Source organism: Blastochloris viridis, assembly GCF_001402875.1.
Lineage (GTDB): Bacteria > Pseudomonadota > Alphaproteobacteria > Rhizobiales > Xanthobacteraceae > Blastochloris > Blastochloris viridis.
Window position 1 is genome coordinate 3,594,628 of sequence record NZ_CP012946.1, and the last position, 25,468, is coordinate 3,620,095.

Sequence of the window (25,468 nt, forward strand, 5' to 3'; positions counted from 1 at the left end):
TCTGAGGAGCCCGCGACAGCGGGTCTCGAAGGCGGACTTTCGAGCTGAGGCCTGCCCCATGGTTCGAGACGGTCGCTTCGCAGCCTCCTCACCATGAGGCCGAGAACGGTCAGCCGTCAGCACCTCGGGTACCAGGTCGCTTCAAGCCTTTGATTCAACGCATGCGCTCGCAACAGCGGACACCGGCGTTGGGAGCGAAACGTCAAAACCTGGACTGCCATCCGACCTGACGCCGTCAGGTCGGATGGCAGTCCAGAACATCGTCCCGACGAGAATGCGTGTCGCGAAACTGCGGTTTTCGACGGTGGGACTGCGGCTCGGCGGCCAGAGCGGCCGAGAACCGTACCCCCCGTTGGGTCGGACGCTCCGGCGCGCCGGCCGTCCGGTGATGCCGCCGGCTGGCGCGTCAGCCGCCGACCACGCGGCGGTCGCGCCGACGGTCGACCACCGGCTGGTACGCGATCCGGGCGTGGAAGCTGCAATAGGGCAGGCCAGGCGTCGCCCGGCCGCCGCAATAGGAGAAGTCGGCGCGGCCCGGCTCGCCAAGCGGCCACCGGCAGGTGGCCTCGGTGAGGTCGAGAATGGTGCAGCGCTGGCCGATCGGCACCACGTTTTCCACCGGTTCGACCGCGCATTCCGGCTCGACCTCCGGCATCTCCTCCGGCGCGACCCGGGGCGCCAGCACGACATTGCCGTGGACGAACCCGCCTTGCCGCGGGGGCGTCTGGGTGCGCTGCTTGCGCGAGCGCGGCACGGCCGCCGAAGGTGTTTTCGCCCGGCCGGATAGGCCGAGCCGATGTACTTTGCCGATCACGGCGTTGCGCGTGATGCCGCCCAGTTCCGCTGCGATCTGGCTGGCCGAAAGGCCATCCGCCCACAGCTTCTTCAGGAGTTCGATCCGCTCTTCGTTCCACGACATCGTCGTCAGCCTCTCGTCCTGGGTCCGACACATCCTGCGGGCCGAATCGCTCCCCGTGCCGAGCCAACAAAAGCTCGGCGAAACGCGCCGCATCACTCAAAGGGGAACTGGCCGTCGCACCGAGATGTCGTGCCGGACCGAAAGAAGGCTACAATAGGTGCTGACTCGCCGACAAGAGTCCGCCGGACTCGCGAGTCATTTTCCCCAACAAACGGCCGGCGCTGTCGTAACAATCTCGACTGGTGTGGCCATGTTGACACAGGCTTACCGGGGGGTACTATTCACTGTGAATGTGCCGCCCCGCGGGGCGGCACGTTTCGTTTGCTGCCCTCTTTTAGCCCGTTCCGCATCGCGCCGGTTGTGACCCCGGTCTAGCGAGCCTGTCGGAGAGGCGTCCCGTGACCGCCAAGACTGTGCCTAGCAAAAGCCCTTCCGTCCTGTTGCCGACCTACGCCCGTGCCGACCTCGCCTTCGTGCGCGGCGAGGGTGCTTGGCTGACCGCCGAGGACGGCCGACGCTTTCTCGATTTCGGCGGCGGCGTCGCAGTCATTTCGCTCGGCCACGCCCATCCCCACCTCGTCGCCGCTCTCACCGAGCAGGCGGCCCGGCTGTGGCATGTCTCCAACCTCTACCGCATCCCGGAGGGCGAGCGCCTCGGCGCGCGCCTGGTCGAGGCCACCTTCGCCGATACGGTATTCTTCACCAATTCCGGCGCCGAGGCGCTCGAGTGCTCGATCAAGATGGCGCGCAAGTACCACGCCGCCGGCGGGCAGCCGGAGCGTTACCGCCTGATCACCTTCGAGGGCGCCTTCCACGGCCGCACGCTCGCCACCATCGCCGCCGGCGGCCAGGCGAAATATCTTGAGGGCTTCGGCCCGCCGGTCGACGGCTTCGACCAGGTGCCGTTCGGCGACCTCGACGTCGTGCGCGGCGCGATCGGGCCGGCCACCGCCGGCATCCTGCTCGAGCCGGTCCAGGGCGAGGGTGGGGTTCGGCCGTTTGCGCCGGAGATGCTGCGCGCGTTGCGCAAGCTGTGCGACGACGCCGGGCTGCTGCTGGTGCTCGACGAGGTTCAGACCGGCGTCGGCCGCACCGGGCGGCTGTTTGCCCATGAGTGGGCCGGCATCACCCCCGACATCATGGCGATTGCCAAGGGCATCGGCGGCGGCTTTCCGATGGGAGCGTGCCTTGCCACCACCGCGGCGGCGCGCGGCATGACCGCCGGCACCCACGGCTCGACCTTCGGCGGCAACCCGCTGGCGATGGCCGTCGGCAACGCTGTGCTCGACATCGTGCTGGAGCCAGGCTTCATGGACCAGGTGCGGCACACCGCGCTGCTGCTCAAGCAGCGGCTGGCCGAACTCAAGGACCGCCACCCCGACATCATCGCCGAGGTGCGCGGCGAGGGATTGCTGCTCGGCCTCAAGGCGTTGATCCCCAGCACCCAATTGCAGGCGGCGCTGCGCGAGAATCTTTTGCTCACCGTCGGCGCCGGCGACAACGTGGTGCGGCTGCTGCCGCCCTTGACCATCGGCGAGGCGGACATCGCAACCGCGGTCGAGGCGATCGACCGCACCTGCGCACAACTGTCGGCGGCGCGGACCTCCGATCCGAAGACGGGAGCGGCGGCATGACCAGCAACGGCGCCGGCGGCCCCCGGCATTTCCTCGACCTCGACCAGCTCTCCGCCGGCGAGCTGCGGCGCATCCTCAACCATGGCGCCGAGATGAAGCAGGCACGCGTCGCCGGCGTGCGATCCGACCGGCCGCTGGAGGGCCGGGTGCTGGCGATGATCTTCGACAAGCCCTCGACCCGCACCCGCGTATCCTTCGACGTCGCCATGCGCCAGCTCGGCGGCGAGACCATCATGCTCACCGGCAGCGAGATGCAGCTCGGCCGCGGCGAGAGCATCGCCGACACCGCGCGGGTGCTGTCGCGCTACGTCGACGCCATCATGATCCGCATCCTCGATCACGACGCGGTGACCGAGCTGGCGCGCTACGCCACCGTTCCGGTGATCAACGGGCTGACCCGCCTGTCCCATCCCTGTCAGGTGATGGCCGACGTCATGACCTTCGAGGAGCGCAGGGGGCCGATCCGCGACCGCACAGTGGCCTGGACCGGCGACGCCAACAATGTGCTGGCGTCGTGGGTGCAGGCTGCCGAGCGCTTCCAGTTCTCGCTGCGCGTCGCCACGCCCCCCGAGCTCGGGCCGCGCCCGGCGGTGAGGGAGTTCGTCCAGCGCACCGGCGCCCGCGTCACCTTCGGCCACGATCCCGACGCCGCAGCGCGCGGCGCCGACTGCGTCATCACCGACACCTGGGTGTCGATGGGCGACCGCGAGGCCGAGCACCGCCACAATCTATTGCAGCCCTACCAGGTCAATGGCCGGTTGATGTCGCTCGCCGCGCCCGACGCCATCTTCCTGCACTGCCTGCCCGCCCACCGCGGCGAGGAGGTCACCGACGAGGTGATGGACGGGCCGCAGTCGGCGGTCTTCGACGAGGCGGAAAACCGGCTGCACGCCCAGAAGAGCATTCTGGCGTGGTGCCTGCACGCGGAGCCCGCGGCATGACCGCAGAGGTCCCCGGGCGCCTTCCCGACCCCGTCGCCGAACAAGACCGCATCACCCCGTTCCAGGTCGACACGCTCGACGTGCGCGGCCGGATCGTCACGCTCGGCCCGGCGGTCGACGCGGTGATTGCCGGCCACGGCTATCCCGAGCCGGTCTCGCGGGTGCTCGGCGAAGCGGTGGCGCTCGGCGTGCTGCTGGGGACTGCGCTGAAGTTCGACGGCCGCTTCATCCTGCAGACCCAGACCGATGGCCCGGTGCGGATGCTGGTGGTCGATTTCGAGACCCCGGACAAGATCCGGGCGTGCGCGAGGTTCGACGCGGAGCTGGTGGCGGCGGCGACCGACACTCGGCCGGCAGCGATGATCGGGCGGGGCCACCTCGCCATGACCATCGACCAGGGGCCGGACATGAGCCGCTACCAAGGCGTGGTCGAACTTGCCGGCCAGGGGCTGGAGGCGGCGGCCCACCAGTATTTCGCCCAGTCGGAGCAGATCCCGACCTTCGTCCGCCTGGCGGTCGCCGAAGAGATGACGGCGACCGCGGACGGCACCAAGCGCAGTTGGCGCGCCGGCGGGCTGATGGTGCAGTTCATGCCGGCCGACCCCGAACGCATGGCGCGTGCCGACCTCGATCCCGGCGACGCCCCGGCCGGCATCGAACCGGGCACGGTCGCGGAAGACGACGCCTGGGTCGAAGCGCGCACCCTGGCCGCCACCGTGGAGGATCACGAACTGGTCGACCCGGCATTGTCGTCGGAGCGGCTGTTGTGGCGGTTGTTCAATGAGCGCGGCGTGCGGGTGTTCGCGCCCCGGCCGGTCACCAATTTCTGCCGCTGCTCGGTCGAGACCATCCGCGACATGCTGAACCGCTTTTCGCTCGATGACCGCCAGCACATGGTTGAGGACGGCAAGATCACGGTGACGTGCGAGTTCTGCTCCAGCCGCTACATCGTCGAGCCATCCGAGGTCGGCATCCCGGACGCCAGCGCGACGGATTGATGCGGTTTCCGGCGCGGACGTTTTTCCGATGATCCGTTCGTGATCCCAAAATCAACCGCGCCATCGCGCCGCATCGCCATGGCGCGGCGGATGGGCCGTTCATCTTCAGCTTTGGCGTGGTGATGGCGGGGCGACGCCCAGCGCACCCGCGCTGGCGCCGATCGACCCAACCGCGTCATCCTGCTCGACCTCGCGCCGCCGACGCTCGCGGCGGCGGGTCAAGCTGACGGCCAAGTTGGAAATCAGGGCGCTGCACGGCAGGCTGGACCGCCTGCGCGAGGATCCGGCAGCTGCCGTCACCCGGATCGAGGCGCTGGTACGTCAGGCGGGATGACCGCACCGGCGCGGGGGCGCCGGGTCAGCGCCGCCGGAACTGCGGCCGGCGCTGACCGGAGCCGATCGGGCCGGAGCTCTCGGCCTTGTGGCGGAAGTTGATGCGGCCACGCTCCAAGTCGTAGGGCGACATCTCGACCACCACGCGGTCGCCCGCGATAGTGCGGATGCGGTGCTTGCGCATCTTGCCGGCCGCGTAGGCGAGGATTTCGTGATCGTTGTCGAGGCGCACCCGGAAATTGCCGTCCGGCAACACCTCGGTGACGACGCCGTCGAATTCGAGCAGTTCTTCTTTTGACATCCTTTAACTCCAAAAGGCAGGTCCCCGGCTCGCAGCGCCGGGGACCCGCGTGACACCTCAACGCGTCGGGCGCCCCGCCGACGCGCGCTCGTCCGGACGCGGCCGCCGGACCGGCCGCATGAACGCCATCGACGCAAACCCGGCCTCGCTCGCCGGCTCCCGGCTGGCCGAGCGCGACTTGCCGCGGGTCGGCGCCCCCTGCTGCGCCGGCCGCCCGGCGCGCGGAGCCGCCGCCGCCGGCGCTGACGGCGCTGCCACACGCTCGCGTCCCGCCTTGCCGGCCGGACGTTGCTCGGTCTTCGCCGGCGCGACCGCCACGCCACCAGCCTGCCGTCCCTCCGCCGACCCCGGCCGGCGCTTCGACCGGCTGCGGACCGGCTTCGTCCGGGTCGGCGCCGATGCGTCGGCGGCTGCCGCGGCATCGCGCCTGAACGGCTCGGCCCGGGCCACCACCTCGCCCCGCTTGTCGACCGTGGGGATCGAGCAGCGGATCAGGTTCTCGATCGCCTTCAGATACGGCCGCTCCTCGGCATCGCACAGCGAGATCGCCACCCCCGCGGCGCCAGCGCGGGCGGTTCGGCCGATACGATGGACGTAGCTCTCCGGCACGTTCGGCAAGTCGAAATTCACCACATGGCTGATACCCGCGACGTCGATGCCGCGCGCGGCGATATCGGTCGCCACCAGCGTCCGCACGCTGCCGCTGCGAAAAGCGGCCAGCACGCGCTCGCGCTGATTCTGCGACTTGTTGCCGTGGATTGCAGCCGCCGGCAAGCCGGCTTTGTCAAGAGCACGCACGATTCTGTCGGCGCCATGCTTGGTGCGGGCGAACACCAGGGCGCGGTCGACCGACTCCAGGCTCAGCACGTCGACCAGCGCCGCCGTCTTGGCGGCCTTGTCGACGAACAGCACGCGTTGATCGATGCGGTCGGCGGTCTTGGCTACCGGGTTCACCGCCACCTGCACCGGCTCGCGCATCATTTTCGCCGCCAGCGACTCGATCTCCTTCGGCATCGTGGCCGAGAACAACAGGCTCTGGCGGTGGGCCGGAAGCAGCCCGACGATTCTGCGCACGGTCTGGATGAAGCCCATGTCGAGCATCTGGTCGGCCTCGTCCAGCACCAGGACCTCGACCCGGTCGAGCCGGACCGCCCGCTGGTTATGGAGGTCCATCAGCCGGCCGGGCGTCGCCACCAACACGTCGACGCCGTGGGCCAGCGCCTTGATCTGCGGATTGATCGACACGCCGCCGATGGCCAGCGCCGTCTTCAGACGCAGGTGGCGGCCATAGATTTTCACCGAGTCGAGAATCTGGCCGGCGAGTTCGCGGGTCGGCGCCAGGATCAGCGCGCGCACCGTGCCCTTGTCGGGCCGGGCCGGGCCGGGGTGGGTGGCGAGGCGGTTGAGGATCGGCAGCGCGAACGCCGCGGTCTTGCCGGTGCCGGTCTGGGCGATGCCGACCAGGTCACGGCCCGCGAGAACCGGCGGAACCGCCTGGAGCTGGATCGGGGTCGGATGGGTGTGGTTCGCCTCGGCGAGGGCGCGCAGGATGGGCGCAGCGAGGCCGAGCGTTGAGAATTCGGTCAAGGGGTTGCTTTCTTTGCGTCGTCCGCAATGCACCGTTCCGGCGCTAGGTCGCGACGCGAGAGGACACCAACATGGAGCCGTCCACCGGAAACGAATGGACCGGGCGACTCCGGCGAGCCCACAGGCGCGGCAGTGCGAGCCCGGTGTGGGCGCGGCCGCGGCGGCGGGAACGGTCGAGACGCGCCCGCGTGACTAGGGCTGTCGGGTCTGAAACCGGGCGAAATGGGCCAGAACCTTCAAATGAGGGTCGAAACCGTACAAGGTCGACCCCGGAACGAAGGTTGCGCGCACGCGAGGCCTCGCAGCCACAGTCGCCACGAATCCCGGTGTCTCTCTCATGCCGCCTTCGTATGGTTATTTCAAGGCCACAATCTCGCTGCTATGACGAGATCACGACCATGGTTTCCGAAGAGGCCTACGATGTCCCTGGTACGTGCCGTTCCCCTGATCGCCGCTCTCGCCCTTGCCGCCTGCAACACACTGGAGACCGCCACCGCGCCCGCGCCCGCCGCGCCGGTCAATCCGAACGCGAGCGTCGCGACCCTCGACATCCCGTTCGGTGAGCCTTGCGGCGCCGAGCTTTCTGCTTACAAGTCGGTGATGGACAACGACCTTCGCACCGGCCACGTCAACAAGCCGGTCTATGATAAGGTGATCAACGAGCTCCGGCCGGCGGTGGCCGCCTGCCAAGCCGCCCGCAGCTACGAAGCGATCGCGCTGATGAACGCCACCAAGCGCCGCTTCGGCTACCCGGTTCCGCAAGGCGAAGGCCCGGTTCGTCGTCGCGACCTCGCCGGCGGGACGTAACCCCTGCTCACGTCGTTCGATCGTATCGGCCGCCTGGGCCTTCCATCTGTGAGACAACAGCAATGACACGCCGCCGACTCGCCGTGGTCGCGCTGCTCGGCGCCGTGGCTGCCGGCTGCGGAACCGTCTTCAACCTGCCGGCCAACCGGCCGATCACCGCGGAGTCGCCGCGGCTGGACGCGGCCGATTCGGCGGTGATTTCCGGCGACGTCGCGGTTGCGTTGTCGTTTTCCGGCGGCGGCACCCGCGCGGCGGCGTTCGCCCACGGTGTGCTCACAGCACTCGACCGCATGCCGGGCAAAGGCGGCCGCAGCAACCTCGACCGCGTGGTGTTCGTGTCGGGCGTGTCGGGCGGCTCGGTTGCCGCCGCCTATTTCGGCCTCAAGGGCCGCGACGCCCTGACCGACTTCCGCGAGAAGTTCCTGGAGCGGAACGCCGAGGAAAGCCTCGACACCCAGATCAGCGTCGCCAACCTGGTGCGGGGCCTGGAAGGCGGCGTCAACGACTCCACCCGCCTGCCGGCCTGGCTCGATCGCCAGCTGTTCCACGGCGCCACCATCGCCGATCTTTACCGGCCGAACCGGCCGCTGGTGTGGATCAACGCCTCCGATCTCTACAACCGGACGCCGTTCCACTTCTCGCCGTCGACCTTCACGGCGCTGTGCAGCGACATCACCACCTATCCGCTGTCGCACGCGGTGGCCGCGTCGGCGGCGGTGCCGGTGGCGTTCGCGCCGATCGTGCTGGAATCATTCCCCAACTCCTGCGAGGCGCCGCTGCCGAGCTGGGTCAACCGGGTGCTGAAAAGCTCGACCGCCGGAAGCCAGGTCCGCGCTTTTGCCCAGGCCCTGACCCGCTATCGCGACCCCGGCCAGCTCCGCTACGTCAAGCTGGCCGACGGCGGCTTGGTCGACAATTTCGGCCTGACCGGCATCGTCATCACCCGCGAGATCGTCGACAAGCCCTACGCGCCGCTGACGCCGGAGCGCGCGGTCAAGCTGCGCCGCGTGCTGTTCGTCGTGGTCAATGCCGGCCGCGGGCCGAGCGGCGACTGGGGGCGCAAGCTGGAGGGACCGTCGGGGCGGGAGCTGTTCGGCGCCGTCACCGACACCGCCATCGACGCCGCCGCCAGTTCGTCGTTCGACGCCTTCCGCCTCACCATGAGCCAGTGGGAGGCGGCGACGCGCAAATGGCGCTGCGGCCTTTCCGCCGCCGAGGCCCAAAAGCTCGGCGCCGGGCCGGGCTGGCGCTGCGCCGACGTCACGTTCGACATCGCCGAGATCGCCTTCAGCCAACTCGGCGACCGCGCCGCCATTCTCAACGCGGTGCCGACCCGGCTCAAGCTCGAGCGGGACGAGGTCGACCTGGTGGTCAATGCCGGCATCGAGGCCACCATGGCCCACCCGGTGGTGCGTCAAAGCCTCGGCGTGCGCTGAGACGCCGTCAATCGGACAGCGACGCCGTTAGGTAAGCCCGCATGAAGACCGGCGCGGCAGCGGGAATATCGGCGCGGCGATACACGGCGATGACATCCGCCAGCTCGGCCTCGGGGTCGGCGCCGATCCCGGCGCGCACCCGGGCCAGCAGCGCCGCGCAGGTCTGATCGGCCGCAAACACCTTGATCACGGCGATGCGCGGGCCGGCGAACACCGCGGTCCAGCCCGGCTCGGCGCGAAACGCCACGGCATCGAGCCCGGTCTCCTCGCGCAACTCCCGCACCACCGAACCGGCGAGGTCGACCCGGCCGCCCCGCACGTCGCCGGGATCGGGCGTTCCAGCGGGAAAATAGACCTGTCCGGCCGCCGCGGTGTGGTCGGCCATCACGCCGAGCAGAAAGCCACCGTCGCGGCCCCGCACCGCGGCCATGCCGAACACGTTGCGGACGGCGTCGTCGGGAAAGCCGGTGCCGCGCCACCACAGAAAGCTGGCGAAATCGGTCTCGAACGCCCGGCCGGCGAGGGTGCCGCCGTGACAGGCAACGTCGCGGAACAGCAGCACCCGGCCGTTCCACAGTTTCGGCTGCGCTCGCTTCCGCTCGGCGAAATTGCGGTCGATGTCGGCCCGGCGCTCCACCGCCAGCGGCCATTGCGGGGCGCCGACGTCGAAATCGGTCGCGTCGATGTGACGGATCGCCGGCAGGCTCATGGCATCGTCGCGCCTTTCACGCCCGCCCGCCGGTCATCCCGCCGCGCCGGAGACCGGTTCGGCGGTGAACACCCGGCTCGGCGCGACGAACTCGTCCTGAGCGGCGACGGTGAGGATCTCGCGCGAGCCGGCATCATCGGTGCGCTTGAGCAGGCCGAAGGTCGAGGACGCCGCCAGCACCAGCGCGTCACGGGCCGAGCCGGTGCGCTTCCAATGATAGAAGAACAGCGCGGCGATGGCATCGCCGGCGCCATTGACCGACAGGCCGAGCCGCGGCGTACGCACCCGCCATTTGCCGGCGGCGTCCGACACCAGAAGGTCGATGGCATCGCTCGGCGTGTCATCGGTAACCAGGCTGGTGACCAAGATCACCTTGGGGCCGAGCCGGTGGACGGTGTCGGCAGCCTTCAGTGCCGATCCCAGCGTTGAAACCGCACCCCCGGCGAGAAAATCGAGCTCGAACTGATTGGGCGTCACCACGTCGGCAGCCGGCACCGCCCGCTCGCGCATGAACTCGGGAATGCCCGGCCGTACGAAGATGCCGCGGCCGACGTCGCCGATCACCGGATCGCAGCAATACTGCGCGGCCGGGTTGGCGGCGCGCACCCGCTCGACGGCGTCAAGGATCGCTTCGCCGATGTCGGCGCCGCCCATGTATCCGGACAGCACGCCATCGCAGGTCGGCAACACGCCGCGGTCGGCGATGCCACTGACGATCTGGCGGATGGCGGCGCCGTCGAATACCTGGCCGGTCCAGGCGCCATACCCGGTGTGGTTGGAGAACTGGACGGTGTGGATCGGCCACACCTCGACACCGAGGCGCTGCAGCGGAAACACCGCCGAGGCGTTGCCGACGTGACCGAACGCGACGTGGGATTGGATCGACAGAATGTTCATTGCGGGAAGAACGCCGAACTTGCAGGACCAAGGCAGGGTGGCGGACGCGGCCGCAAGGCAGCACCGCAAGGCGGCCGCATGGCCCGACCGACGGCACGGGCGTGTTGCGAAGCGGGCCGCCGCCCGGCCCGGCCGCCTGCTTAATCCAATTTGTGCGGCGATGGGAACGGCTTTTGCGAAGGGCGCCATCCCCGCGCCCGTGCAGGCAGTACCGGTTGCGCCCGGCACCGGTGCGCTTCGAGCCGGGTTCGCACGCTGGTTCGCCGCCAACCTTTGCGCGCGACCGATGCAGGCCGTAGGGATTCCGGGCGACGAAACGCCGGCCGGATCGGCCGGATTTCGAGTGAAGCCCGGTGCCGCCGATCACGTTCTGTCCCGCCGCGATCCGAGCCTATCGGCGGCCACCGATGAGCATTGTCCAGATCGGACGGTGTTCAGGCCACCGCCCTGGTCCCGCCGCCCTCGCCGCCGTCCTGAAACAGCCTGGCGGCAGCGGCGGTGTCGAGGAACTGGTCGACCGCGACGATCAGATCGTGATCGAGGCTGACGACATCGATGAACTGCAGCTTGGCCGGCTCCGTGGCCCGCCCGCTTCGCACCGGCATGGTCCAGCGCACCACGGCGCGGGTGCCGTCAACGATCAGGTCCTGCAGGGTGGGGCCCACCGGCTGCGCCCACGCGCCGAGCCGGTCGAGATACACTTTCAAGCCGTCGAGCCCGTTGTAGCGGCCGGCGAACGGCACCACTTCAGGATCGCCAAGGGAGGAGATCCTCACCTCGGGATGGAAACAGGCCAGCGCGGCTTCAAGGTCTCCCCGCCAGCGGCTATCATAGGCCTCGAGAATGATCTGCGTCACGTCTGAGCGGTCCATCGGCGTGCCCCTGTTTCGACCGTGAACCTGGATCACGGTGGAAGTTCGTGGACCAGGACATTTCACGATGTCGGAATGACAGGCCACTGTTAGAATTTACAGTATTGGCCTTCTGCACTCAGGTTGTGCCGGCGCCCTCACACTGCGTTCGGTAGAATAACGTGCCATTTTGGGCGACGCGTCCTCACGCAATCTTTCCGTGTGTGACAACTCGATTTGACCATCCTGACAGTATTGCAACCTATGCGCTCATTCACCTCCCCAATTTGGAGGACTTTAAGCCACCTGGACGCGATGTCCGGTGCCGCGTTGGGCGACCAGCGGTGCCGTGCCGGTGCCGATTTCGCCGGCTGACGTCAGAGATCGGTCTCGCCGGCTGGTCGGCCCAAATCGCGTTTTCATTGCGGCCCAGAGACAACTCCGCGTGAGGCGGCCGGCGTCGCATGATCCACCCACCGCGACCGGCGTATCCCCCATACCGGTACCGCCGGCGACGGCTTTTCGGGTTTGAGATGACACATGCCGCTTTGAGTTCCGCTCCCGCCACCACGGTCTATTATGATGGCTCCTGCCCGGTGTGTGCCCGCGAGATTGCGCACTATCGCGGCTGCGACGGCGCCGATTCGATCGTTTGGACCGACATCTCAGGGTCGAGCGACGCACTGGTCGCCGCCGACCTGACCCGGGCCGAGGCGGATGGCCGTTTCCATGTCCGACGCGCTGACGGCACGCTGGCCGATGGCGGCGCCGCCTTCGCCTCGCTGTGGCTGGCGCTGCCGAAGTTCCGCCGTCTCGGCCGGCTCGCGGCCACCCGCGCCGGCGCGGCTGTGCTCGAAGTCGCCTATCGGCTGTGGCTGGTGGTGATGCCGCTGGTGCGGCGCGTGCTGCCGCCGCCGCGGCAGCAATAGCGATCGACCGCCGTTGGGTTCAGATCTCGATCAGCCGATTCGGCAGCTCGTCGACGTCGGTGCGGACACGCGGAAAATGCGCTGCCAGCACCTCGCCGACCGCGGCGATGGCGGACTCGAACCCGCTCGCCGGCTCGCCTCGTTTGATCGCCGCGGTCAGCGTGTCGACCGCGGTCCGCCACACCTCGGGACCGACCTTTTCGTAGATGCCGCGGTCGGCGATGACCTGAGCCGAACGCTCGGCCAGCGCGACGTAGATCAAGACGCCGGTACGTCCCTTCGTCCCGGTCAAGCCGCGGGCGACGAACTGCTCGACGGCGGCGCGGTGCGCCCGCGACCGCCTGATCGATCTCGGCACCAAGGCGAGCCGCACCGCCGGCACCAGGCCAGCGGCCGCGACGATGGCAAACACGGTGAGCTGCACCGCGTAGATCATCGCCGCCGACCACGTCGTGGCGAAAAGCGCGGGCAAAGGCACCGCCAGCGCCGCCGCGGCGGCATAGGCCAGCGGCCACATCCGCCAGTCGCTGGCGCGGCGGGCGATCAAGCAGACGATTTCGCCGGACGTTTGCGATTCCGCGGCGGCGATGGCCGCCATGATGCGGGTTCGGACGCTGTCATCGATCATTACCAGTCCCCCGACGAGCCGCCGCCGCCAAACGAGCCGCCACCGCCGGAAAAGCCGCCGCCCGAGCCGCCGGACCACGACCCGCCCGAGGACGCCCCCGAGCCGACCACGAAGTCGCGGCTGCGGCCTCGAGCAGGCGGCCCGCCGCCGTGGGCGCTCAGAATGAACACGATCACGATGATCACGATGATCGCGCCGACGATGACGAGCCCAACCCAATCGGGCTCCGGCGGCGGCGCGACCGCACGCGCCTTCCACTCCGAATCGTCATGGGTCAGCACATCGATGATGGCGTCGACCCCGGCGGCGATGCCGCCAGCGAAATCCTTGGTGCGGAACTTCGGCAAGATGGCGGTGTCGATGATCACCCGCGCGATCGCGTCGGTCAGTGTCCCTTCAAGGCCATAGCCGACCTCGATGCGCACCTTGCGCTCGTTCGGCGCCACGATCAGCAGCGCGCCGTTGTTCTTGCCGGCCTGGCCGATCTGCCAGGACCGCCCGAGGCGGTAGCCGAACTCCTCGATGGTGGTGCCCTGCAGCGACTTGAGCGTCACCACCACGATCTGATCGGTGGTCTTGGCCTCATAGTCGGCCAGCTGTTTGGTAATGGCGGCGTGGCGGGCGGGGTCGATGATGCCGGCGTCGTCGACCACCCGGCCGGTCAGCGCCGGAAAGACCGGCGAGGTCTCGGCCACCACCGGCCCGGCGAGCGCTAGAGTGAGCACGAACGACAGGAGCCAGCTGGCGACGGCAAACCGCGCCGTCGCCAGCGCGCCAACCTGCGTCACCCGCCGCCGGCTCAATTGAACTTCACCTGCGGCACCTTCATCTGCTCCTCGGAGATGGTGAAGGTCGCCATCGGCTGGTAGGCGCGGTAGAGGGTCGAGGCCCACAGCACGCCGGGGAAGGTCTTGAGCTCGGTGTTGTAGCGGCGCACCGCCTCGATGTAGTCGCGCCGCGCCACCGCGATGCGATTCTCGGTGCCCTCGAGCTGCGACTGCAGTGCGAGGTAGTTCTGATTGGATTTCAGGTCCGGGTAGGCTTCCGACACCGCGATCAGCCGGCCGAGCGCGCCGGAGAGCTGGGTCTGGGCGTCCTGGAAGCGCTTGAACGCTTCCGGGTTGGTCAAAACGTCCGGCGACAGCTGGACCGAGGTCGCTTTGGCGCGGGCATTGACCACCGCTTCGAGCACCTCGCGCTCCTGCTTGGCGAAGCCGCGCACGGTCTCGACCAGGTTTGGCACCAGATCGGACCTGCGCTGGTACTGGTTCAGCACCTCGCTCCAGGTCGCCTTGGCCTCCTCCTCGGCGGAGGGAATGGTGTTGACGCCGCAACCGGCGACACCGAACGCGAGCAGCACGGCAAACAGCGGCGCGCGCAGAGCGCGGATGGCGATCATGGAACCCTCCTGTCGCAGGCGAAGCGAATGCCAACAGCCGGCTTTCGCCGCCACGGCAACACAGCGTAGCGTGGCGGCGCGGCAGCCGGAAGCCCGGCGCCGGCCGCAACTTGCGGGGCACGGTCTCCGCCAAGAAACAATGAAGGGATGAGGCGCGATGCCGACGCTGACGTTTTGGTACGACTTTGCCTCGACCTATTCCTTCCTGGCGGCGGAGGCGGTGGACGACGCTGCGGCAGTGGCCGGGGTCGAGGTGACCTGGCGGCCATTCCTGCTCGGGCCGATCTTCGCCGGCCAGGGCTACACCACCTCGCCATTCAACCTCTATCCCGCCAAGGGCCGCCATATGTGGCGCGATCTGGCGCGCCTCGCTGCCCGGCTCGGCTACCCTGCCATCGTTCGGCCCGACCCGTTTCCGGCCAACGGCCTTCTGGCGGCGCGGGTCGCCACCGCGCTCGCCGACACCGACCGCCCGGCCTTCTCCCGGGCGGTGTTCCGCGCCGAATTCGTCGGTGGCGCGGACATCGCTGACCGCAGCGTGATGGCGCGGCTGCTGACCGCTCTTTGCCACGACGCCGAGGCGGTGCTGGCGCGCGCGGCGAGCGATGAGGTCAAGGCGAGCTTGCGGGCGGCGACGGCAGCGGCCGAACAGCGCGGCATCTTCGGCGCACCGAGCTTCACCGCGGCCGATGGCGAGCTGTTCTGGGGCAGCGACCGCCTCGCCGACGCGCTGGCCTTTGCGCAGGGGCAGCGCTGGGGGCTGCCGGCCTGAGCAGGTGAACAGGTGGTCAAACGGCGGCGTCGACTCCACCCGCCTCGAGTTGGCGGCGCAGCCGGGTGAAGGCGAGACGGATGCGCGATTTCACCGTGCCGAGCGGCAGGCGCAGCTTGTCGGCGATATCGCTGTGCGACAGGTTCTCAAAGAACGCGAGCCGAATCAAAGCCAGCTGCTCGGGCGGCAGCGTCTTCATCGCGGCGCGGACGCGGTCCTCGCGCTGCATCGAATCGAGCGCGTCGTCCGCCGCGGTGTCGTCGGAAGGCACCAGTTCGGCCTCGTCGGTGTCGAGCGGCTCGGAGCGGTCGCGCCGCAGCATGTCGATCCGGCGGTTTCGAGCGATGCGGTAAAGCCAGGTGCCGACCGAGGACTTCGAGCGGTCGAACTGCTCGGCCTTGCGCCACAGCGTGACCATCACCTCCTGGGTCAGTTCGTCGGCGAGGGCCGAATCGGCCCCGAGTCGCAGCAGATAGCCATTGATGCGGGGGGCGAAGTGATCGAACAGCCGGGTAAAGGCCGACCGGTCACGCCGTTCGGCCACCGCCGCGATCAGATCGGCCCATTCGTCCTGCAACGTCACGCCGACTCCTCACGCTCCGGCCCAGTCAGGCTCGGGTATCGCAATCATAGTCCAGAAGTTCCGAACAAAGTCCAAGCGTTGGAGCGACCGGTTCGATCCATCGCGTTGCACCGCCGTGGCATGAAATACCGCGCGGCGAGCAAAATTCCGCGGCGAGCGGTCCTTTCCGGACAGCCGCGGCGCGCCGCGGCTGGTCGCCATCCATAGGAATTCGCGCCTGAGCGGCATTTGCGCCTTTTTTTTGGCCCCGTCGGTCGATAAGCGGCGGCTCGGCCGGTCGGCGAGGCTTCGCCGCCGCTCGGCTTCGTGCGAAGCTCAAGCGGACAACTGAGAGGGCGGGACGAAGATGGGAAGGAATGTGGTCGGGGCTGCGCTGATGGTCGCGTTCGGTGTCGGATTCGCCGCGGAGGCACCCGCTCAGCCGACATCCGCTCAATCCAACATCCAGCTGGCGCAGGCAAAGCCGACCAAGCCGGCGGCGGCGGCGCCGGTCGCCGCTCCCGAACTGCTCGGCAAATTCGGCGACTGGGCCGCCTATGTCAGCCAGACTCCGAAGACCAAGATTTGCTACGCCCTGTCGCAGCCCAAGGACCGCCAGCCGGCCTCGCTCAAGCGCGACCCTGGCTTCATGTTCATCAGCCACCGGCCGGGCGAGGGCGTGCGCAACGAGGTTTCGGCGACAATGGGCTTTCCGCTCCGGGATGGCGACGCCTCGATGCAGATCGGCAACGTCGTCTTCGCCATGACCAGCAAAGACGAAAACGTCTGGATCAAGAACCCGGCGGAGGAACAGCGCCTGATCGACACCATGCGCCGCGGCAAGGACCTCGCCATCAAGGGCACCTCGCGCCGCGGCAACGAATCGACCGACCGCTACTCGCTGTCGGGGCTTGCCCAGGCGCTGGATCGCGTGGCGCAGGAGTGCAAGTAATCGGGTTTTCGCCCGCCCGCTTCCCGGCGGATCGCGGCCGATAAGGCTCGCCGCCGAAAAGCCCGGCGCGGAGGCGAGTCGGGGCCCGATCAGCCGCGGTGGCCGAAGATCGCCGAGCCGACCCGGACGAAGGTGGCACCGAAGGCGATGGCGGAGGCGAAATCCGCACTCATGCCCATCGACCGCTCGGCAAGGCCGTTGCGGGCGGCGATCTTCGCCAACAGCGCGAAATGCGGCGCCGGCGCCTCGTCCGCCGGCGGGATGCACATCAGCCCCTCGACCGAAAGGCCGAACTCGGATCGGCATTGCGCGATAAAGGCGTCGGCCTCCTGCGGCAGCACCCCGGCCTTCTGCGGCTCGGCACCGGTATTGACCTGGATGAACAGCCGCGGCGGCCGGCCCTCCAGCTTGGCAAATCCCCTCGCCAGCTCGGCCGCCAGCGAGGGACGGTCGAGCGAGTGGATGACGTCGAACAGCCCGAGCGCGTCCTTGACCTTGTTGGTCTGTAGCGGGCCGATCAGGTGAAGTTCGACGTCCGGAAAGGCGGCCTTCAGCGCCGGCCATTTTCCCTTGGCCTCCTGGACGCGGTTCTCGCCGAACACACGCTGGCCGGCCTCGATCACCGGCAAGATGTCCTCGGCCTCGAACGTCTTCGACACCGCCACCAGCGTGACGGCGGCCGGATCGCGGCCGGCGGCGCGGGCAGCCTTGGCGATCTCGGCGCGGACAAAAGCGAGGTTGGCGGCGAAGGCGGAGGTGGTGGCGGACATTTTCGGCGGCTCTGTTACGGGTCACTGCCTATCGGATGTTTCGATAGCGTTCGGCAAGCGGCAGTTCGGCCGCGGGCTCCGGCAGCGCCAGCAACCCGGCCCGATCCGCCCCGCTGCCGGGCCCGGCGAAATCAGGGTGAGGCCGTTGACCTCGCCGGGCGATCGTGTCCTAGTCCGGGCGGTTCCGCCTCGCGCCACAGCTACGGGGCAGTTCAGCGTTGACCGGCCAGACGATCCGACATCCACGATGACAAAAACACCCGAGCGCTACAACGCCCGCGACGTCGAGCCGAAATGGCGCGCCGCGTGGGATGAGCGCGGCATCTTCAAACTCGACGAAACCGATCCGCGGCCGAGCTATTACGTGCTGGAGATGTTCCCCTATCCGTCGGGGCGCATCCATATGGGGCACGTGCGCAACTACACCATGGGCGACGTGGTGGCCCGCTACAAGCGCGCCAGGGGCTTTGCCGTGCTGCACCCGATGGGCTGGGATGCCTTCGGCATGCCGGCCGAGAACGCGGCGATGCAGCACAATACCCACCCCGCCACCTGGACCTACGCCAACATCGCCACCATGAAGGCCCAGCTGAAGAGCATGGGCCTGTCGCTGGACTGGGACCGCGAGTTCGCAACCTGCGACGTGGAATACTACCACCAGCAGCAGACGCTGTTCCTGGATTTCCTGAAGGCCGGGCTGGTCGAGCGCAAGAGTGCGAAAGTCAACTGGGACCCGGTCGACTGCACCGTGCTCGCCAACGAGCAGGTGATCGAGGGCCGCGGCTGGCGCTCCGGCGCCTTGGTCGAGCAGCGCGAGCTGACCCAGTGGTTCTTCAGGATCACCGCCTTCTCCGAGGACCTGCTGTCGGCCCTCGATGGCCTGGAGCGCTGGCCGGAGAAGGTCCGGCTGATGCAGAAGAACTGGATCGGCCGCTCCGAGGGCATGCTGGTGCGCTTCGCGCTGGCCGAGGGCGCCCCGGCCGATCAGACCGAGCTTGAGGTGTTCACCACCCGCGCCGACACCCTGTTCGGCGCCAGCTTCCTTGCGCTGTCGCCCGACCACCCGTTGGCGAAAGCGGCGGCGGCGGGCAATCCCGAGCTGGCGGCGTTCGCCGAGGAGTGCCGCCGGGTCGGCACCAGCGCCGCGGCGCTGGCCACCATCGAGAAGAAGGGCTTCGACACCGGCCTCCGCGCCCGCCATCCCTTCGACCCCGACTGGTTGCTGCCGGTCTATGTCGCCAACTTCATTTTGATGGATTACGGCACCGGCGCCATCTTCGGCTGCCCGGCCCACGACCAGCGCGACCTCGACTTCGCCCGCGCCTATGGCCTGCCGGTGACGCCGGTGGTGCTGCCGGAGGGGGCGGATGCCGCCACCTATACCGTGGGCACCGAGGCCCACGACGCCGACGGCCGGCTGATCAACTCCCGCTTCCTCGACGGGCTGACGGTCGATCAAGCGAAAGAGGAAGTCGCCCGTCGCCTGGAGGGCGAAAATCGCTCCGGCCGCCCGGTCGGCCAGCGCCAGGTCAATTTCCGCCTGCGCGACTGGGGCATCTCGCGCCAGCGCTACTGGGGCTGCCCGATCCCGGTGATCCATTGCGAGACGTGCGGCGTGGTGCCGGTGCCCGACGCAGATCTCCCGGTGAAGCTGCCCGACGACGTCACCTTCGACGTGCCGGGCAACCCGCTCGACCGCCACCCGACCTGGCGGCACGTTCCCTGCCCGAGCTGCGGCAAGCCGGCGCGGCGCGAAACCGACACCATGGACACCTTCGTCGACTCGTCCTGGTATTTTGCGCGCTTCACCTCGCCGCGGGCGACCACACCCACCAAGCGCGAGGTGGTCGACCGCTGGCTGCCGGTCGACCAGTATATCGGCGGCGTCGAGCACGCGATTTTGCACCTGCTCTATTCGCGCTTCTTCGCCCGGGCGATGAAGCTCACCGGCCACCTCGGCACAACCGAGCCGTTCGCCGGCCTGTTCACCCAAGGCATGGTGACGCACGAGACCTACAAGGGCGCGGACGGCCGCTGGCTGTTCCCCGAGGAGGTCGCGATCAAGGACGGCGCGGCCATCCATGTGAAGACGGGCGAGCCGGTGACCATCGGCGCGGTCGAATCGATGTCGAAGTCGAAGAAGAACGTGGTCGACCCCGACACCATCATCGCCAGCTTCGGCGCCGACACCGCGCGCTGGTTCATGCTGTCGGACACCCCGCCGGAGCGCGACATCCAGTGGACCGATTCCGGCGTCGAGGGTGCGGCGCGCTTCGTTCAGCGGCTGTGGCGGCTGGTCGGCGACCTCGCCGAACTGGCGGCCCCGGCCGGCACCCCGGCGCCTGTCGAGGCCTCTGGGCCTGCGCTGGATATCCGCCGCCTCGCCCACGGCGCGCTGGCCGAGATCGAGAACGACATCGAGAAGCTGCGCTTCAACCGCGCGGTGGCGCGGGTCTATGAGCTCGCCAACGGCCTCACCGGCGCCATTGGCGATCTCGACGAGACCTCGTGCCACGCGGCCGATGTCCGGGCAGCGGCGCGCGAAGCCGCCGAGATCCTGGTCCGGGTGTTCGCCCCGATGATGCCGCATCTGGCGGAGGAATGCTGGACGGTGCTCGGCCAGGCCGACCTCGTCGCGGTGGCGCCGTGGCCCAAGGTCGAGCCCTCGCTGCTCGCCCGTGATACCATCACGCTTCCGGTGCAGGTGAACGGCAGGAAGCGTGCCGACATCACCGTGCCGCGCGCGGCCGGCAATGCCGAGGTCGAGGCGGCGGTGCTGGGGCTGGACGCGGTGCAGCGGGCGCTGGACGGCAAGCCGCCGAAGAAAGTGATCGTGGTGCCGCAGAGGATCGTCAATGTCGTTGCCTGACCGAGACTCGTCCCCCCGCCGGCGGCGCCCGCGCCGCGCCGTGCTGGCCGCGCTCGGCCTGAGCCTGGCCATGGGCGGCTGCTTCACGCCGCTCTACGCCGAACGCACGCCGGGCACCGGCGTGCAGCACCAGCTGGCGAACGTCGAGGTGCGGGTCATCGAGGGCCGGGTGGGCCTGGAAGTCCGCAACGCCCTGATCTTCGAGCTGGCCGGCGGCGCCGGCAACCCGGCCGGCGCGCCCTACCGGGTCGACGTCCAGCTGAACGAGAACACCCAGTCGATGACCATCGACCCGGTGACCGGCCGCGCCACCGTCGAGATCGTCACCCTCACCGCCACCTACGAGCTGCGCGATACCGCCGCCGACAAGGTGGTGCTGCGGGAGCTGACCTCCGGCCAGGCCTCGATCGAGCGCGGTTCGCAGGTGTTTGCCCGCGACCGCGCCAAGCGCGACGCCGAGAACCGCGCGGCCAAGCTGATCGCCGAGCGAATCCTCGGGCGGCTGGCCAGCTATTTCGCCACCCAAAGCTGAGTGCCGATGGCAGGACCGCAGGTCCGCCGTCGTTTTCCATTCGAGGCGCGATGGTCGCGGTCAAACCCGGCGATGCGGACGCGGCGGTGGGCCGCATCGATCCGGCACGGCCGGTGATGTTGCTGTTCGGCCCGGATGCCGGGCTGGTTGCCGAGCGGGCGGCCACCGCCGCCGCGGCCGGCCTTGCCGGCACCACCGATCCGTTCGCGCTGGTGCGGCTCGACGGCGACGCCGTCGCTGCCGATCCGCCGCGCCTCGCCGACGAGGCCTACACCATCGCCATGTTCGGCGGCCGCCGCGTCATCCGGGTCCGGGTCGGCTCACGCACCATCACCGGCGCGGTCGAGCCGTTGCTCAAGGAGCCGCCGCGCGACTGCGTCGTCATCCTGGAGGCCGGCGACCTCAAGCGCGGCCAGGGCTTGCGCGAGCTGGTCGAGCGCTCGCCGCACGGCCTCGCCATCGCCTGCTACGCCGACGCCGGGCGCGATCTCGACCGGCTGATCGATGAGGAACTGCGCGCGGCCAACCTCGCCATCGACCGCGATGCCCGCGACCTGCTGCTGTCGCAGCTGGGCGGCGACCGCCTCGCCTCGCGCGGCGAGGTCCGCAAGCTGGCGCTCTACGCCCACGGCCACGACCGGGTGAGGGTGGAGGACGTCGAGGCCATCGTCGGCGACGCCTCGGCGGCCGGCCTCGACGAGGCGATCGACACCGCCTTTGCCGGCGATGCCGAGACCGCCGACGGCGCCGCGCTGCGGCTGTTCAAGGCCGGCACCTCGCCGCAGAGCCTGCTGGCGGCGGCGATCCGCACCGCGATCCAGCTGCATCGCTGGCGGATCGCGGTCGAGGGCGGGGTCGGCGTCCGCACCGTGCTGGACAACACCCGACCGCCGATCCATTTCCGCCGCAAGCCGCTGATCGAGCAGGCGCTGAACGCCTGGACCGCCGAGGGTCTCGCCACCGCGGTGATCGATCTGGGCAGCGCCGCCGCCGACGCCCGCAAGCAGGCGCAGCTGGCAGAGCCGATCTGCCTGCGCTCGCTGCTGGCGCTCGCCACCAGCGCCCGCCGCGCCCGGCGACGGTGATGCCGGCGGCGGGATCGCCAGGCGATCAGCCGGAAGCCTCGCAGCCATCCTGCCGGAAATGCTTCGAAAGTTTGAGGCCCTGGGCCTGGTAGTTGGAGCCGAGGTCGCTGCCATAGAGCGTCTTTGGCGGCTCGGTGAGCCGCTCATAGATCAGCCGGCCGACGATCTGGCCGTCCTCCAGGATGAACGGCACCTCGCGCGAGCGCACCTCCAGCACCGCGCGGGCCCCGGCGCCGCCGGCCGCCGCCCAGCCGAAGCCGGGGTCGAAGAAGCCGGCGTAGTGGACGCGGAACTCGCCGACCAGCGGGTCGAACGGCACCATCTCGGCGGCGAAGGCGGGCGGCACCTGCACCGCTTCCTTGGAGGCGAGAATGTAGAACTCGTCGGGGTCGAGCACGAGCCCGAGCCGGCCGACCCGGCGGATCGGCTCCCAATAGTCGAGCACGTCGCAGGCGGCGCGGCGGTCGACGTCGACGAGGCCGGTGTGGCGCTTGGCGCGATAGCCGACGATGCCGTCGCGCGGCGCAAGATCGATCGACACCGCGATGCCGCCGGAACCGAGATCGGGGTCCGGGGTGTCGACCAGGCGCTGTTCGGCCTGGAGCTGTGCCAGTTCGGCCTCGTCCAGCACCGCATGGCCGACCCTAAAGCGCAGCTGCGACAGCCGCGAGCCCGGCCGCACCAGAATCGGGAAGGTGCGCGGGGAGACCTCGAGGTAGAGCGGGCCGGCATAGCCCGCCGCGATCTGGTCGAACGCGCGCATGCCGTCGGCGATGACGCGGGTGAAGACGTCGAGCCGACCGGTCGAGCTCTTGGGGTTGGCGGCGGCAGCGACCTCCGCCGGCAGCGCCAGCCGTTCGGCCAGCTCGACCAGATAGACGCAGCCGGTCTCCAGCACCGCGCCGGGGCCGAGGTCGATCTCGTGCAGCGCCAGCGCGCCAAGCCGCTGGCGCACCGCCACCTCGCGGCCGGGCAGGAAGCTCGCTCGCACCCGCCACGCCCGCCGGCCAAACCTGAGGTCGAGACTGGCGGGCTGGATCTGGTCCGGCATGATCGTGTCGTCGGCGCCAAGGCAGCCGGCCTCGACCAGCGCGGCGATGCGGTGGCCAGGCAGGATGCCGCAGGCCGCGCCTGCGCGGCTCGGCTGCATCGAAGTCCCCTCGGGCTGGCGTCCGTATCGAAAACGGACGGGTCGATAACGGGTTGATACAGGACTCCCACGGGCCTATCCATGGGCATGAAGCGCCACGCCGAGATCGGCGAGGGCCGGTTGCGGCGCGGATTTTCTCAAAGACCGCCGAGCGCGACGTGAAAATCCGCACGGGGCCGACCGCTGATTGCGGCGCCGGCCGGCGAGCGCCACCCGACGGCGGTGCCGCGCGGTCCCGGTTCTCGCATCGTTAATCGGGCTGCCTTAGATGCGGATGGGCCGCGACGCAAGAGAGCGGCGCAACAGGATGTCCGGTACGTGACCTTGCCGCTGGCCGCGACATATAGCTCGACGATGGTCGTTCCGGCGACCGCGACGGGCTCCACGAGATTGGTGTTCTCTGCCCGCCGCGGTTCTGCTACCCGGGCAGGGAAGGTTCGGCCGCAACGAGTTGACTGCGGCGGGGAGAGCGCATGGCCAGAGGTTTCTTGAGTCGCGTCGGCCATTTCCTCCGCGTCCGCATCGGCTGGCATCGTATCGGGATCGTGCTGTCGATCCTGATCATCGGCATCGCCTTCTACGTGCTGTGGAAGATGCTGCACGGCATCGACCTTTCCCGCGTCGGCGCTGCGTTCACCGAAAAGTCGGTGTCGTCGCTGCTGCTGGCCGGGCTGTTCGTCGCGCTCGGCTACTTCACGCTGACGTTCTACGACTGGTTCGCCCTGCGCACGATCGGCAAGGGCCATGTGCCCTATTCCACCGCCGCGCTCGCCGGCTTCACCAGCTATTCGATCGGGCACAATGTCGGTGCCACGGTGTTCACCGGCGGCACCATCCGCTACCGCATCTATTCGGCCTGGGGCCTGACCGTCCTCGACGTCGCCCGCCTCGCCTTCGTTGCCGGCCTGACGTTCTGGCTCGGCAACATCACCGTGCTCGGCATCGGCATCGCCATCCACCCGGAGGCGGCCTCCGCGGTCGACCAGTTGCCGCCGGCGGCGAACCGCATCATCGCCATCACCGCGCTCTGCGCGCTGGTGACCTACGTGATCTGGATCGGCCGCAAGCCGCGGGTCTATGGCCGCGGCGACTGGTACGTCACGCTGCCGTCGCGGGGGCCGACCCTGCTGCAGATCGTGATCGGCGTGGTCGACCTCAGCTGCTGCGCGCTGGCGATGTACGTGCTGACGCCGGCAACGCCGGACGCCGGCTTCATCACCATCGCGGTGGTGTTCGTGGCCGCGACGCTGCTCGGCTTCGCCAGCCACGCCCCCGGCGGCATCGGCGTGTTCGACGCCGCCATACTGGTGGCGCTGACCAGCGGCAACTGGGGCGTGCCGGTGTTCGACCGGGAGGAGATGCTGGCGACGCTGCTGCTGTTCCGGGTGTTTTACTACCTGATTCCGTTCACGCTGTCGGTGCTGCTGCTGGCCGGGCGGGAGCTGTGGCTGGGCGGCTTTGCCGGCCTGCGCGACGCGGTGCGGTTTCGCCCCGCCGCGCCGGCGGCCAAGCCGGCCGCGCCGCCGCTGGCCTGCAAGGCAGAGCCGCGGCCGGACCACCTGCCGCCCGCGGCTTAAGGCAGCCCCCGGACCATTCCGCCGCGATTACGGCGCCGGCCGCGCCGGGCCCTTGCCACCGCCGGGCGGCAGCGGCAACCGCATCATCGGCAGGTTGCTCGGCAGCCGGAATACGGCCGGGTCCTGGGCGGCGCGGCTGAGGCTGGCGATCTCGAACACCGTCTGGCGGCGGCCGCCGACCGTGGCGTCGGTGCGCAGCGCGATGCCATCGCCGGTGATGCACGCTTCTGCCGGCTCGCCGGCGCGGCCGCTCTCGATCCGCCAGATCGCGCACGGCTCGCCCGCCACCGTGTCCTGCCCCGCGCGCTCGCCCTGGCCGACCGTCACCCCGAAGCCGGCCTGCTCGGCGAGGTTGACCTCCATCGCCATCGGCCCCGCCGCGGTCGCCACCACCATCAGCGCCTTCTTGGCGGCGAGGTCGAAATAGCCGGTCACCGGCGCCGCCACCCCCGGCATGGTCATATCCAGGCGCAGCACGCCGCCGTGGTGGCGCACCGTCATCTTGCCGCCGCTGGCGAAGCTGCCCTCGGCGGTGAAATCGACGCTCGGCACCGGCAGGGTTTCCGCCGCCGGCGCTGCGACCGGAACGCCGGCGAGCACGGCAGCAGCAAGGCCGGCCCGCGCCCGTTCGGCCGCAAACCGCATCCACGCCCCGCCGGCCCGATCCGCCGGGCGCCCTGGCCAAATGAAACACCGCCCGCGGCGGCGGGATTTGGCATCCCCCGCCCGGTTAAGGCCGAACCGCATTTCTCATCCTCCCGAACCAGCGTGGCCGCTGACATCGTGTCGTGGTGTGGCCGTGGCAGACATGCCGCCTCGCCGCACCGCTG

The 25,468-nt window shown here is 69.4% G+C and carries 25 protein-coding genes; 12 read left to right on the forward strand and 13 right to left on the reverse strand.

What is annotated here, in order from left to right:
* Window positions 1-406: 406 nt before the first annotated feature.
* A complete protein-coding gene (locus tag BVIR_RS15560; RefSeq protein ID WP_055038963.1) occupies window positions 407-928 on the reverse strand; it encodes a GcrA family cell cycle regulator in 522 nt (173 codons plus the stop codon).
* 389 nt (window positions 929-1,317) lie between these two features.
* On the opposite strand from BVIR_RS15560, the gene BVIR_RS15565 reads away from it, so the two are divergent.
* From BVIR_RS15565 to BVIR_RS15575, 3 genes are read left to right on the forward strand one after another with little or no spacing between them, the layout of a single operon-like run.
* On the forward strand, window positions 1,318-2,553 hold the full coding sequence (locus tag BVIR_RS15565) for an aspartate aminotransferase family protein (RefSeq protein WP_236823626.1): 1,236 nt from the start codon (window positions 1,318-1,320) through the stop codon (window positions 2,551-2,553).
* Complete coding sequence (argF, locus tag BVIR_RS15570) at window positions 2,550-3,494, forward strand: ornithine carbamoyltransferase (protein ID WP_055038455.1); 945 nt, start codon at window positions 2,550-2,552, stop codon at window positions 3,492-3,494. The genes BVIR_RS15565 and argF overlap by 4 nt, the downstream gene beginning before the upstream one ends.
* Window positions 3,491-4,492, forward strand: coding sequence for an Hsp33 family molecular chaperone (locus tag BVIR_RS15575; RefSeq protein WP_055038456.1), 1,002 nt, complete (start codon window positions 3,491-3,493; stop codon window positions 4,490-4,492). The genes argF and BVIR_RS15575 overlap by 4 nt, the downstream gene beginning before the upstream one ends.
* Before the next feature lie 358 nt (window positions 4,493-4,850).
* Here the strand turns inward: BVIR_RS15575 and infA are convergent, their stop codons facing one another.
* Both infA and BVIR_RS15585 read right to left on the reverse strand, forming a co-directional pair.
* Window positions 4,851-5,126, reverse strand: a complete 276-nt coding sequence (infA, locus tag BVIR_RS15580; protein WP_055038457.1) for a translation initiation factor IF-1 — start codon at window positions 5,124-5,126, stop codon at window positions 4,851-4,853.
* Window positions 5,127-5,183: 57 nt separating this feature from the next.
* Window positions 5,184-6,713 (reverse strand): DEAD/DEAH box helicase, encoded by a 1,530-nt coding sequence (locus BVIR_RS15585; RefSeq protein WP_061349894.1) that lies wholly within the window; start codon window positions 6,711-6,713, stop codon window positions 5,184-5,186.
* Between the two features lie 420 nt (window positions 6,714-7,133).
* On the opposite strand from BVIR_RS15585, the gene BVIR_RS15590 reads away from it, so the two are divergent.
* Together BVIR_RS15590 and BVIR_RS15595 are read left to right on the forward strand one after the other, a co-directional pair.
* The gene (locus BVIR_RS15590) at window positions 7,134-7,520 is read left to right on the forward strand and encodes a hypothetical protein (protein WP_055038458.1); all 387 of its coding nucleotides are present in this window, start codon (window positions 7,134-7,136) and stop codon (window positions 7,518-7,520) included.
* A gap of 62 nt (window positions 7,521-7,582) precedes the next feature.
* A complete protein-coding gene (locus tag BVIR_RS15595) occupies window positions 7,583-8,956 on the forward strand; it encodes a patatin-like phospholipase family protein (protein WP_055038459.1) in 1,374 nt (457 codons plus the stop codon).
* Between the two features lie 7 nt (window positions 8,957-8,963).
* Here the strand turns inward: BVIR_RS15595 and BVIR_RS15600 are convergent, their stop codons facing one another.
* The 3 genes from BVIR_RS15600 to BVIR_RS15610 form a co-directional block, all read right to left on the reverse strand.
* The gene (locus BVIR_RS15600; RefSeq protein WP_055038460.1) at window positions 8,964-9,665 is read right to left on the reverse strand and encodes an NUDIX hydrolase; all 702 of its coding nucleotides are present in this window, start codon (window positions 9,663-9,665) and stop codon (window positions 8,964-8,966) included.
* Window positions 9,666-9,698: 33 nt separating this feature from the next.
* A complete protein-coding gene (gene pdxY, locus BVIR_RS15605; protein WP_055038461.1) occupies window positions 9,699-10,562 on the reverse strand; it encodes a pyridoxal kinase PdxY in 864 nt (287 codons plus the stop codon).
* A 434-nt stretch (window positions 10,563-10,996) separates the two neighbouring features.
* The gene (locus BVIR_RS15610; protein WP_055038462.1) at window positions 10,997-11,434 is read right to left on the reverse strand and encodes a nuclear transport factor 2 family protein; all 438 of its coding nucleotides are present in this window, start codon (window positions 11,432-11,434) and stop codon (window positions 10,997-10,999) included.
* Window positions 11,435-11,946: 512 nt separating this feature from the next.
* On the opposite strand from BVIR_RS15610, the gene BVIR_RS15615 reads away from it, so the two are divergent.
* Window positions 11,947-12,342 (forward strand): thiol-disulfide oxidoreductase DCC family protein, encoded by a 396-nt coding sequence (locus tag BVIR_RS15615; RefSeq protein WP_055038463.1) that lies wholly within the window; start codon window positions 11,947-11,949, stop codon window positions 12,340-12,342.
* Window positions 12,343-12,361: 19 nt separating this feature from the next.
* On the opposite strand, the gene BVIR_RS15620 is transcribed toward BVIR_RS15615, so the two are convergent.
* Genes BVIR_RS15620 through BVIR_RS15630 form a run of 3 tightly spaced genes read right to left on the reverse strand, consistent with a single transcriptional unit; the run spans window position 12,362 to window position 14,369 of the window.
* Entirely contained in the window at window positions 12,362-12,970 is a 609-nt protein-coding gene (locus BVIR_RS15620) for a TPM domain-containing protein (RefSeq protein WP_055038464.1), read from the reverse strand.
* On the reverse strand, window positions 12,970-13,758 hold the full coding sequence (locus BVIR_RS15625; protein ID WP_055038465.1) for a TPM domain-containing protein: 789 nt from the start codon (window positions 13,756-13,758) through the stop codon (window positions 12,970-12,972). The genes BVIR_RS15620 and BVIR_RS15625 overlap by 1 nt, the downstream gene beginning before the upstream one ends.
* 11 nt (window positions 13,759-13,769) lie before the next feature.
* Window positions 13,770-14,369, reverse strand: a complete 600-nt coding sequence (locus BVIR_RS15630; RefSeq protein WP_055038466.1) for a LemA family protein — start codon at window positions 14,367-14,369, stop codon at window positions 13,770-13,772.
* A 157-nt stretch (window positions 14,370-14,526) separates the two neighbouring features.
* Between BVIR_RS15630 and BVIR_RS15635 the strand changes: the two genes are divergently transcribed.
* The gene (locus BVIR_RS15635; RefSeq protein WP_055038467.1) at window positions 14,527-15,141 is read left to right on the forward strand and encodes a 2-hydroxychromene-2-carboxylate isomerase; all 615 of its coding nucleotides are present in this window, start codon (window positions 14,527-14,529) and stop codon (window positions 15,139-15,141) included.
* Between the two features lie 16 nt (window positions 15,142-15,157).
* Here BVIR_RS15635 and BVIR_RS15640 read toward each other — a convergent pair whose 3' ends face one another.
* Window positions 15,158-15,724, reverse strand: coding sequence for a sigma-70 family RNA polymerase sigma factor (locus tag BVIR_RS15640; protein ID WP_055038468.1), 567 nt, complete (start codon window positions 15,722-15,724; stop codon window positions 15,158-15,160).
* Between the two features lie 346 nt (window positions 15,725-16,070).
* Here BVIR_RS15640 and BVIR_RS15645 point away from each other — a divergent pair, with 346 nt between their 5' ends.
* Entirely contained in the window at window positions 16,071-16,655 is a 585-nt protein-coding gene (locus tag BVIR_RS15645) for an invasion associated locus B family protein (protein WP_236823627.1), read from the forward strand.
* An 89-nt stretch (window positions 16,656-16,744) separates the two neighbouring features.
* Here the strand turns inward: BVIR_RS15645 and BVIR_RS15650 are convergent, their stop codons facing one another.
* Complete coding sequence (locus BVIR_RS15650; protein WP_055038470.1) at window positions 16,745-17,425, reverse strand: YggS family pyridoxal phosphate-dependent enzyme; 681 nt, start codon at window positions 17,423-17,425, stop codon at window positions 16,745-16,747.
* A 247-nt stretch (window positions 17,426-17,672) separates the two neighbouring features.
* Here BVIR_RS15650 and leuS point away from each other — a divergent pair, with 247 nt between their 5' ends.
* From leuS to holA, 3 genes are read left to right on the forward strand one after another with little or no spacing between them, the layout of a single operon-like run.
* Complete coding sequence (gene leuS, locus BVIR_RS15655; protein ID WP_055038471.1) at window positions 17,673-20,294, forward strand: leucine--tRNA ligase; 2,622 nt, start codon at window positions 17,673-17,675, stop codon at window positions 20,292-20,294.
* Window positions 20,281-20,826, forward strand: coding sequence for an LPS assembly lipoprotein LptE (gene lptE / locus BVIR_RS15660; RefSeq protein ID WP_055038472.1), 546 nt, complete (start codon window positions 20,281-20,283; stop codon window positions 20,824-20,826). The genes leuS and lptE overlap by 14 nt, the downstream gene beginning before the upstream one ends.
* A 50-nt stretch (window positions 20,827-20,876) precedes the next feature.
* Window positions 20,877-21,911 (forward strand): DNA polymerase III subunit delta, encoded by a 1,035-nt coding sequence (gene holA, locus BVIR_RS15665; protein ID WP_055038473.1) that lies wholly within the window; start codon window positions 20,877-20,879, stop codon window positions 21,909-21,911.
* Window positions 21,912-21,936: 25 nt separating this feature from the next.
* On the opposite strand, the gene BVIR_RS15670 is transcribed toward holA, so the two are convergent.
* On the reverse strand, window positions 21,937-23,061 hold the full coding sequence (locus BVIR_RS15670; protein WP_055038474.1) for a 2'-deoxycytidine 5'-triphosphate deaminase: 1,125 nt from the start codon (window positions 23,059-23,061) through the stop codon (window positions 21,937-21,939).
* A gap of 473 nt (window positions 23,062-23,534) precedes the next feature.
* On the opposite strand from BVIR_RS15670, the gene BVIR_RS15675 reads away from it, so the two are divergent.
* A complete protein-coding gene (locus BVIR_RS15675; protein ID WP_055038475.1) occupies window positions 23,535-24,638 on the forward strand; it encodes a putative bifunctional lysylphosphatidylglycerol flippase/synthetase in 1,104 nt (367 codons plus the stop codon).
* 27 nt (window positions 24,639-24,665) lie between these two features.
* On the opposite strand, the gene BVIR_RS15680 is transcribed toward BVIR_RS15675, so the two are convergent.
* A complete protein-coding gene (locus tag BVIR_RS15680; protein ID WP_055038476.1) occupies window positions 24,666-25,283 on the reverse strand; it encodes a hypothetical protein in 618 nt (205 codons plus the stop codon).
* Window positions 25,284-25,468 lie beyond the last annotated feature (185 nt).

Coding starts and splice junctions, on each gene's coding strand:
- argF (WP_055038455.1), top strand. CDS start 2,550: ATGACCAGCAACGGCGCCGGCGGCCCCCGGCATTTCCTCGACCTCGAC.
- pdxY (WP_055038461.1), bottom strand. CDS start 10,562: ATGAACATTCTGTCGATCCAATCCCACGTCGCGTTCGGTCACGTCGGC.
- BVIR_RS15645 (WP_236823627.1), top strand. CDS start 16,071: ATGGGAAGGAATGTGGTCGGGGCTGCGCTGATGGTCGCGTTCGGTGTC.
- BVIR_RS15590 (WP_055038458.1), top strand. CDS start 7,134: ATGTCCCTGGTACGTGCCGTTCCCCTGATCGCCGCTCTCGCCCTTGCC.
- infA (WP_055038457.1), bottom strand. CDS start 5,126: ATGTCAAAAGAAGAACTGCTCGAATTCGACGGCGTCGTCACCGAGGTG.
- lptE (WP_055038472.1), top strand. CDS start 20,281: ATGTCGTTGCCTGACCGAGACTCGTCCCCCCGCCGGCGGCGCCCGCGC.
- BVIR_RS15635 (WP_055038467.1), top strand. CDS start 14,527: ATGCCGACGCTGACGTTTTGGTACGACTTTGCCTCGACCTATTCCTTC.
- BVIR_RS15610 (WP_055038462.1), bottom strand. CDS start 11,434: ATGGACCGCTCAGACGTGACGCAGATCATTCTCGAGGCCTATGATAGC.
- BVIR_RS15680 (WP_055038476.1), bottom strand. CDS start 25,283: ATGCGGTTTGCGGCCGAACGGGCGCGGGCCGGCCTTGCTGCTGCCGTG.
- BVIR_RS15630 (WP_055038466.1), bottom strand. CDS start 14,369: ATGATCGCCATCCGCGCTCTGCGCGCGCCGCTGTTTGCCGTGCTGCTC.
- BVIR_RS15595 (WP_055038459.1), top strand. CDS start 7,583: ATGACACGCCGCCGACTCGCCGTGGTCGCGCTGCTCGGCGCCGTGGCT.
- BVIR_RS15620 (WP_055038464.1), bottom strand. CDS start 12,970: ATGATCGATGACAGCGTCCGAACCCGCATCATGGCGGCCATCGCCGCC.
- BVIR_RS15615 (WP_055038463.1), top strand. CDS start 11,947: ATGACACATGCCGCTTTGAGTTCCGCTCCCGCCACCACGGTCTATTAT.
- BVIR_RS15575 (WP_055038456.1), top strand. CDS start 3,491: ATGACCGCAGAGGTCCCCGGGCGCCTTCCCGACCCCGTCGCCGAACAA.
- holA (WP_055038473.1), top strand. CDS start 20,877: ATGGTCGCGGTCAAACCCGGCGATGCGGACGCGGCGGTGGGCCGCATC.
- BVIR_RS15675 (WP_055038475.1), top strand. CDS start 23,535: ATGGCCAGAGGTTTCTTGAGTCGCGTCGGCCATTTCCTCCGCGTCCGC.
- BVIR_RS15670 (WP_055038474.1), bottom strand. CDS start 23,061: ATGCAGCCGAGCCGCGCAGGCGCGGCCTGCGGCATCCTGCCTGGCCAC.
- BVIR_RS15650 (WP_055038470.1), bottom strand. CDS start 17,425: ATGTCCGCCACCACCTCCGCCTTCGCCGCCAACCTCGCTTTTGTCCGC.
- BVIR_RS15600 (WP_055038460.1), bottom strand. CDS start 9,665: ATGAGCCTGCCGGCGATCCGTCACATCGACGCGACCGATTTCGACGTC.
- leuS (WP_055038471.1), top strand. CDS start 17,673: ATGACAAAAACACCCGAGCGCTACAACGCCCGCGACGTCGAGCCGAAA.